This is a genomic window from Polaromonas sp. P1_G4 (genome assembly GCF_056405475.1).
The window spans coordinates 1-7558 of record NZ_JBFUCA010000185.1; the positions used below are offsets into that span (position 1 = coordinate 1).

General features: G+C 62.0%; 7 protein-coding genes. 5 read left to right on the forward strand and 2 right to left on the reverse strand.

Going from position 1 to position 7558, the window contains the following annotated elements:
• The first annotated feature begins 166 nt into the window (after positions 1-166).
• The 4 genes from AC1D1X_RS11105 (at position 167) to lnt (ending at position 4465) form a co-directional block, all read left to right on the forward strand.
• Positions 167-640 (forward strand): Lrp/AsnC family transcriptional regulator, encoded by a 474-nt coding sequence (locus tag AC1D1X_RS11105; RefSeq protein WP_477670115.1) that lies wholly within the window; start codon positions 167-169, stop codon positions 638-640.
• A 263-nt stretch (positions 641-903) separates the two neighbouring features.
• Positions 904-1641 carry a GNAT family N-acetyltransferase gene (locus tag AC1D1X_RS11110; RefSeq protein WP_477698280.1) on the forward strand — a complete coding sequence of 246 codons (738 nt, stop codon included), beginning with the start codon at positions 904-906 and terminating at the stop codon, positions 1639-1641.
• A 373-nt stretch (positions 1642-2014) separates the two neighbouring features.
• On the forward strand, positions 2015-2797 hold the full coding sequence (locus AC1D1X_RS11115) for an HlyC/CorC family transporter (RefSeq protein ID WP_477670114.1): 783 nt from the start codon (positions 2015-2017) through the stop codon (positions 2795-2797).
• Positions 2798-2854: 57 nt separating this feature from the next.
• Positions 2855-4465: an apolipoprotein N-acyltransferase gene (gene lnt, locus AC1D1X_RS11120; protein ID WP_477698281.1), complete on the forward strand. Its 1611-nt coding sequence runs from the start codon at positions 2855-2857 to the stop codon at positions 4463-4465.
• Between the two features lie 127 nt (positions 4466-4592).
• On the opposite strand, the gene AC1D1X_RS11125 is transcribed toward lnt, so the two are convergent.
• Positions 4593-5501 (reverse strand): LysR family transcriptional regulator, encoded by a 909-nt coding sequence (locus tag AC1D1X_RS11125; RefSeq protein ID WP_477670112.1) that lies wholly within the window; start codon positions 5499-5501, stop codon positions 4593-4595.
• A gap of 265 nt (positions 5502-5766) precedes the next feature.
• On the opposite strand from AC1D1X_RS11125, the gene AC1D1X_RS11130 reads away from it, so the two are divergent.
• Positions 5767-6822: an asparaginase gene (locus AC1D1X_RS11130; RefSeq protein ID WP_477670218.1), complete on the forward strand. Its 1056-nt coding sequence runs from the start codon at positions 5767-5769 to the stop codon at positions 6820-6822.
• Between the two features lie 81 nt (positions 6823-6903).
• On the opposite strand, the gene AC1D1X_RS11135 is transcribed toward AC1D1X_RS11130, so the two are convergent.
• On the reverse strand, positions 6904-7558 hold a 655-nt coding region (locus tag AC1D1X_RS11135; protein WP_477698282.1), incomplete at its 5' end, for an SDR family oxidoreductase.

A 7558-nucleotide genomic window follows, 5' to 3' on the forward strand; every position in this document is an offset into this window, starting at 1 on the left:
AGGCCGCGCCCTGTTCAAAGTTCAGGGCGGTGTCGTCGCGTGCATTCATGCGTGTCTCCAGATAGGTGTGCGTATAAAGTAACTTTAGCGGCGCTGGCGGTCAGTTTTACTGCGAAATGGGGCGTTTGTATTGCTATTGGCGCAGTAAAACTGCAAAATAATCCGCATGGAAGCACTTGACAAGCTTGATCGGCACATTTTGCGCAGCCTGCAGGCCGATGGTCGCGCTACCTTCGATCTGCTCGCCGAGCAGGTGGGGCTTTCACCCAGTGCGGTTCTGCGGCGCGTGAAGCGGCTTGAAGAAAGCGGCGTCATCGACCGCTATGTGGCGCTCGTCAAGCCCGAGGCTGTGGGGCTGGGGCTCACGGCTTACATCAACGTACGGCTGGAAAAGCACACCGAAAGCCACAAGCGCAACCCCATGGACCTGTTCCGGGCCAGCGTGCAGACCTGGCCTGAAGTAGCCGAGTGCGCAGCGCTGACTGGTGAGATGGACTACCTGCTGCGCGTGCTGGTGCAGGACATGGCGCATTACAGCCGTTTCATCATGGACACCCTGCTCAAACATCCCAGCGTGCAGGACTGCAAAACGAGTTTTGTGCTGGACCGGGTCAAGGCGACGACGGCCGTTCCTTTGTGAGCTGAACCGGGGGCGAAGCCGGGGAACCGGCATTTCCATGTGCCTGACTTGCCCGGATGTGCGCGAAAAGTGTTGCCGTATCACAACAATCCACGCGCCGGAGCAACTGAAAGTGTCAGTTTGCTATATTTTTAATAGCCGCCTGCGCCCGTATTTATTGGGAAAAATCCACATAAGGGTGTTTTTTTGAAGCGACCCTCTATTGACGCTGATTCAGAAGCCCCTAGACTGTTGATTCTAGGGAAAACCCTTATATTGAGATCATGGTTACACCCAGCACCCTTTTAAGAGCATCCTATAACGCAGGCAAGGAATTCTTCCGGCCTCCCGTGGAAGAGCGCGCCTCCGCGGCACCTCCAGCGCGTCACGTCCAGCCCGTCATGGTTCCCATCCGCTCGATCGGCCCCAGCCACGGGGAACGCATCGCCACCCATTTGCTGGCCCTGAGCCCCCACGACCGTTACCTGCGCTTTGGCTATTCGGCCAACGATGAGCAGATTCACCGCTATGTGGACGGGCTCAACTTCGAGCGCRACGAGATTTTCGGTATTTACAACCGCAAGCTCGAACTGATCGCCATGGCCCACCTGGCGCATACCACCGACCCCAACCTGAAAAGCTGCGCCGAGTTCGGCGTGTCTGTATTGGCCCAGGCGCGTGGCCGCGGCTACGGCTCGCGTCTTTTTGACCGCGCCGTCATGCACGCCCGAAACAACGGTGTCGACATGATGTTCATCCACGCGCTGAGCGAAAACACCGCCATGCTCAACATCGCACGCAAGGCCGGCGCCACGATCGAACGCGACGGCTCTGAAAGCGAGGCCTACCTGAAGCTGCCGCCGGCCGACCTGGACTCGCGCATGACCGAAATGGTCGAAGAGCAGATCGCCCAGACCGACTACCGCCTCAAGGTTCAGGCCAAGCAGTTCTGGGACCTGCTGGCGATGGTTCAGGAAGTGCGGCAGGGCGTGCGTGATGGACGGGACCGCATGCCGATGTGATGGCTTCAGCCTGGGGCCCGCGCGGGGTCGGCGCAAGAGCCGGCTGCGTGCCGGCTCAACCCAGGCAGCAGGTGCCGTAAGACGTGCTTGGCGCTATCAATTCAATAGCTGCTCGCGCTCATTTCCATTGGCTACGCGCCAAAAATCATCCAAACCTCCGCCACGTGTCCCTGAATGGACACAAACCCAAACAGGAAATACAAAAGCCAACCGCTTCGGCACGCGGCGGCCAATTACGCCTGCGCACCGTCAAGGATTTCAGCTATCCTTAGCCCCTTCACAACTACCGACCGCCCATCACGTGTCCGACGTTCCCCCCAGTCGGTCTTCCAGGCCAGAAGACAAACGCGGCTTTTTGCAGAAGCTCGCTGAAATGCTCCACCCAGGCCCCGACTCGAAGGACGAGTTGATCGAGACCCTGGTGGAAGCCCAGGACAATGACGTCATCGGAGCCCAGAGCCGCGAGATGCTCGAGGGGGTCATCCGCATGGCCGACATGACGGCGGGCGATGTCATGGTGGCAGCCCCGCGCATGGACGTGATCAACATCGACGCGCCGTTCGACGAACTGCTGCACCTGGTGATCGACACCGCCCACTCGCGCTTTCCCGTCTACGAAGGCGAAAAGGAAAACATCCTCGGCATCCTGATGGCCAAGGATCTGCTCAAGCTGCAGCGCGCGCCCGAACTCAACATCAAGGCCCTGCTCCGGCCCGCCGTCTTTGTGCCGGAGAGCAAGGGGCTGAACGACCTGCTGCGTGAATTCCGCGGCAACCGCAACCACCTTGCCATCGTCATTGACGAATTCGGCCGCGTGGCCGGCCTCATCACCATTGAAGATGTGCTCGAGCAGATCGTCGGCGAGATCGAGGACGAATTCGACATTGCCGAAGACGAGGGCGACATCTTCGGCCTCAGCGACCATACCTACCGCGTCAGCGGCGACACCTCCATCGAGCGTGTCAACGAAGCTTTTGGTGTGACGCTGCCCGAAACCGACTTCGATACGATCGGGGGGCTGGTGGCGCATGAGATGGGCCATGTTCCCAAGCGCGGCGAGCATTACGCGCTGGCCGGCCTGCAGTTCACCGTACTGCACACCAAAGGTGGGGCTGTGCGCTGGTTCAAGGTGTCGCCGGTCAACGCCGGCGTCTGACAACGAATTCACGAAAAAAAGGGCGGGCTGACTATGGGACGGGATTCGATTCAAAGCATGATGTCCCATCTCCCCACCTTGCCTGCGTTGCTTGAGCACGCGCGCAACCCGCCGCCGCGCAAAGGCATTTCGCCGTTCCAGATTGCTATTATTTTGATAGCTGGTTGCACCCATGCAGCAAGCATGGCCTGGCCTTTTGATTTTGGTTTTGCACAGGGCCAGCCGCTGTGGTGGCTGCAACTGCTGGCGCTTTTCCTGTTTGCCGCGCAACTTGACAGCTGCCGCTCCTGGAAGCGCGCCGCCTGGATGGGCGGTCTTTTCGGCACGGCGATGTTGTGCAGCACCTTCTGGTGGCTGTTCATTTCCATGCACTACTACGGCGGGCTGGCAGCGCCCCTGACCGTACTGGCCATCGTGCTGCTCGCCGCCTTTCTGGGGCTCTACTACGCAGCGGCCTGCGCATTTTTCGTGAAGCTGGCGCCCAGGCGCAGGCTGCCACGTGCCACGGTGTTTGCAGCCCTCTGGCTGCTGGCAGAGCTGGCCCGGGTCGAATTCTTTACCGGCTTTCCCTGGGGCGAGGGCGGTTATGCCCACGTCGACGGCTGGGCCAGGCCGCTGGCCGCGTGGGTGGGCGTGCATGGGCTGACTTTCCTGGCCGCGCTGGTTGCAGCATGGCTGGCGATGACCCTGCGCTCATCCCATGTGCAATGGCTGAACGTGACCGGCATCCTGGTTGTCTGCATAGTGGCGGGTTATCTGCCGGTGCAAAGCGCCTGGCCCGGCGATACCCCGGTCCAGCCCGCCGAGCCGCTGGGTGTCTCGCTGCTGCAGGGCAACATTCCCCAGAACGAAAAATTCCAGCCCGGCACAGGTGTGGCCACGGCGCTGCGCTGGTACGGCCAGCAGCTGCGCGATGCGAAAGCGCCGCTGGTGGTGGCGCCTGAAACCGCCATCCCCGTGCTGCCACAGCAATTGCCGGAAGGCTACTGGCAAGCGCTGCAGGCAAGGTTTGCCGCCGGCAACCAGGCGGCATTGATCGGCCTGCCGATTGGCAGCTCCCAGGCCGGGTACGCCAACTCTGTGCTGGGCTTCAAGCCCGGGCAAGCAGAGCCATACCGTTTCGACAAGCATCATCTGGTGCCGTTCGGCGAGTTCATACCGACGGGTTTCAGGTGGTTTATCGACATGATGCACATCCCGCTGGGCGACTTCAACCGGGGTGYGGTCGGGCAGGCTTCCTTCGAATGGAAAGGCCAGCGGCTGGCGCCCAACATCTGCTACGAAGATCTTTTTGGCGAAGAGCTGGGCACACGCTTCATCGATCCTGCGCTCGCCCCGACCATCTTTGTCAATGTCAGCAACATCGCCTGGTTCGGCAACACCGTGGCGATTGACCAGCACCTGCAAATTTCGCGCATGCGCGCGCTGGAATTCAGCCGACCGATGATCCGCGCCACCAACACCGGTGCCACGGTCATCATCGACCATCAGGGCAAAGTCACGCATTCGCTGGAGCGCCACACCCGCGGCGTGCTGAACGGCGACGTCCAGGGCCGCAACGGCATCACGCCGTATGCCCACTGGGTGTCCCGCTACGGCCTGTGGCCGCTGTGGGGGCTGGGGCTGGGCGTTGCGGTCCTGGCTGGGGCGTTCCGTCGCCGTCGCTAGACTGGCCCACCCCGTCGGACGCTCACTGCGTGTAGCGCCTTCCCCCTTCCAGGGGCGGCGCCTGCGGCCTGGCAAAGCCAGTTCCGCGGCCCCTGCTGGTTTGGGGGCTGCGATGAGTCGGGTGTGCTTAGTACGTTGCGGCCATCACGCCGTGTAAAAGTTCTGGCAGCATCTCCAGCATGCGCAGCGCATCCTGCCCCGGTGGTGTGCTGCTCGCAAAATACATCTGGAGCGGTGCCTGGGCAAAGTCATGCAGCGGCACCGCTGTCAATGATTGCGGGTCCAGGTTGCTGGCCGTCAGGAAGTCCACCACTGTCCAGCCCATGCCGCGCTTGACCAGCTCCAGCGCCAGCCGCGAGGTGTGCACCTGCAAACCTTCGGGGGCGGTCAGGCCCAGGTGGCGCGCCAGGTCGTCGATCGACTGGCACATCGGATCCTCACCCACCAGCCGTATCAGCGGCATGCTGGCCAGGAAAGACATCGGGTTCTGGCGCCTGGCCTTCACGGCCCGCTGCCAGATGTCGCGCGTGACGGCCAGGTAGAGCGGGCCGCTCACCAGCGTCGAACTGGTCAACAACGGGTGCGGGTGTTCATAAAAACCAAGGGCAAAGTCCACGCTGCGCGTCAACAGTGCCTGCACCATCTGGTCCTGGTGCAGGGTGCGCACCTCGACGCGAACGCGCGGGTAGCGCGCCATGTGCCTTTCCAGCACCAGCGGGAGAAACTCATGGCTGACGGACGGAATGGCCGCAAGCCGTACCTGGCCGCCGGCCGACTGCCGCAGGTTGACGGCAATGCGCTTGAGCCCGTCCAGCTTCTGGTGGATTTGCGAGGATTCTTCAAACAGCACGCGCGCTTCGGGCGTGGGGGCCAGCGTGCCCTTGCCGCGGGTAAAAAGTTTGTAGCCCAGTTGCAATTCCGTGTGCGCAATCGTCTTGCTGACGGCCGAGGGCGTGATGCAGATCAGCCGCGCCGCGGCGCTCATGTTGCCGGTCTGCATCACCGCCTGGAAGACTTCAAGTTGCCTGAGGTTCATGTCGCTGCGGGTATGTCGCTGCCGGGTCGCCGGAGACGCATGGGGCCATGCTGCTGAAGGGTGTGAGTTTTAGTCATACCCCTCGTTACATTATGCATCGCTGGGGGCTGCCAGCGTCGCTACGATGAGCCACCTTTGGCCGCAAGGCCAGGGAAATCGCCGCACAGGCAGGTGAAACCGCTTGTTTTGCTCGCTGTGCGCAAAAAATCAGACAAATTCCATTTCCTTGGAGACATACATGCAAATAACCTCAACATTTCGTCACATGGGCGCCGCGCTTGGCCTGGTGGCGTTTACCACGCTCGGCGCGCCCGCGCTGGCGCAAACCGCCGCCAAACCCAATGTCGTGATCCTGGCCACCGGCGGCACCATTGCCGGCGCCGGCGCTTCGGCCCTGAACAGCGCGACCTACGCTGCCGCCAAGGTGCCGGTCGACAAGTTGCTGGCCGGTTTGCCGGAATTGGCCAACGTGGCCAACGTCAAGGGCGAGCAGGTCTCGCAAATTGCTTCCGAAAGTTTCACTAACGACAACCTGGTGAAATTGGGCAAGCGCATCTCGGCGCTGGTCAAGCAGTCCGACGTGGACGGCATCGTGGTGACCCACGGTACCGACACCCTGGAAGAAACCGCCTACTTCCTGAATCTCGTGATCCGCACCAGCAAGCCCATCGTGGTGGTCGGCTCCATGCGCCCGGGTACGGCGCTGTCGGCCGATGGTGCGCTCAACCTGTTTAACGCCGTCAGCGTGGCCGCCAGCAAGGATGCCGCCGGCAAAGGCGTGCTGGTCACGATGAACGACGAACTCCAGAGCGGCCGTGATGTCACCAAAACCATCAACATCAAGACCGAGGCCTTCAAGAGCCAGTGGGGCCCGCTGGGCATGGTGGTGGAAGGCCAGAATTACTGGTTCCGCGCGCCCGTGAAGCGCCACACCGCGCAGTCCGAATTCAACATTGACGAATTCGAGGCGCTGGCGCCGGTAGATATCGTCTATGGCTACGGCAACGTGCCGCGCTCTGCGGTGGACTCTGTCGGCAAGACTGGTATCAAGGCCCTGATCCACGGCGGCACCGGCAACGGCTCCGTGGCCGACCGTGTGGTTCCTGCGCTGCAGGAAGTTCGCGCCAAAGGCATCCAGGTCGTGCGCTCCTCGCGTGTGCCCGAAGGCTTTGTGCTGCGCAACGCCGAGCAGCCTGACGACAAGTACGACTGGGTGGTCGCGCATGACCTGAACCCGCAAAAGGCCCGCATCCTGGCCGCCGTGGCCTTGACCAAGAACATTGACAGCAAGGAACTGCAGCGCATCTTCTGGCAATACTGAGTTTTTGCGCAACCAAAAAAGGAGGGCGATGCCGGCAACGGCATCGCCCTCTTTTGTTTGCGCGGCGAGCGCGGGAAGTGCTTACAGCTGGCTCATGCCGCCGTCGACGATCAGCTCGGTGCCGACAATAAAAGCCGCATCAGGCGATGACAAATACACCACGGCGCTGGCCACTTCGTCGGGCGTGCCGAAGCGTTTCAGCGGCACTTGCGCCTGGATGCCGGCGGCCAGCGCATCGAGCTGGTCTGCAGGCACGCCAAGCTTGCCGTACAGCGGCGTCGTAACCGGGCCGGGGCTCACCACATTGACGCGGATGCCACGCGCCACCAGCTCACCCGACAGCGTTTTTGCCAGCGAAATCAACGCGGCCTTGCTGGCGGCGTAAACGCTGGAGTTGGGCATGCCGATGTGGGCATTGATCGATCCGTTCAGGATGATGGCGGCGCCCGTGTTCAGCAGCGGCGACAGCGCCTGGATCGCAAAGAATGCGCCTTTCACGTTGACGTTGAAGGTGTCGTCCCAGAGTGCTTCGTCTACGCTTTCCAGCGGGGCGAACTTGGCCAGGCCGGCATTGATGAACACGGCGTCCAGCGTGACGCCTTCGGCGGCCAATGCGCTGGCCAGTGCCTTGGCCGAGCCGCTGGCCCCTGCGTCGTTGCGCAGGGCGATGGCGCCTGTGCCCAGTTGGGTTTTGGCTTGGTCCAGTGACACCTGGTCCCGGCCGGTGATGACGACC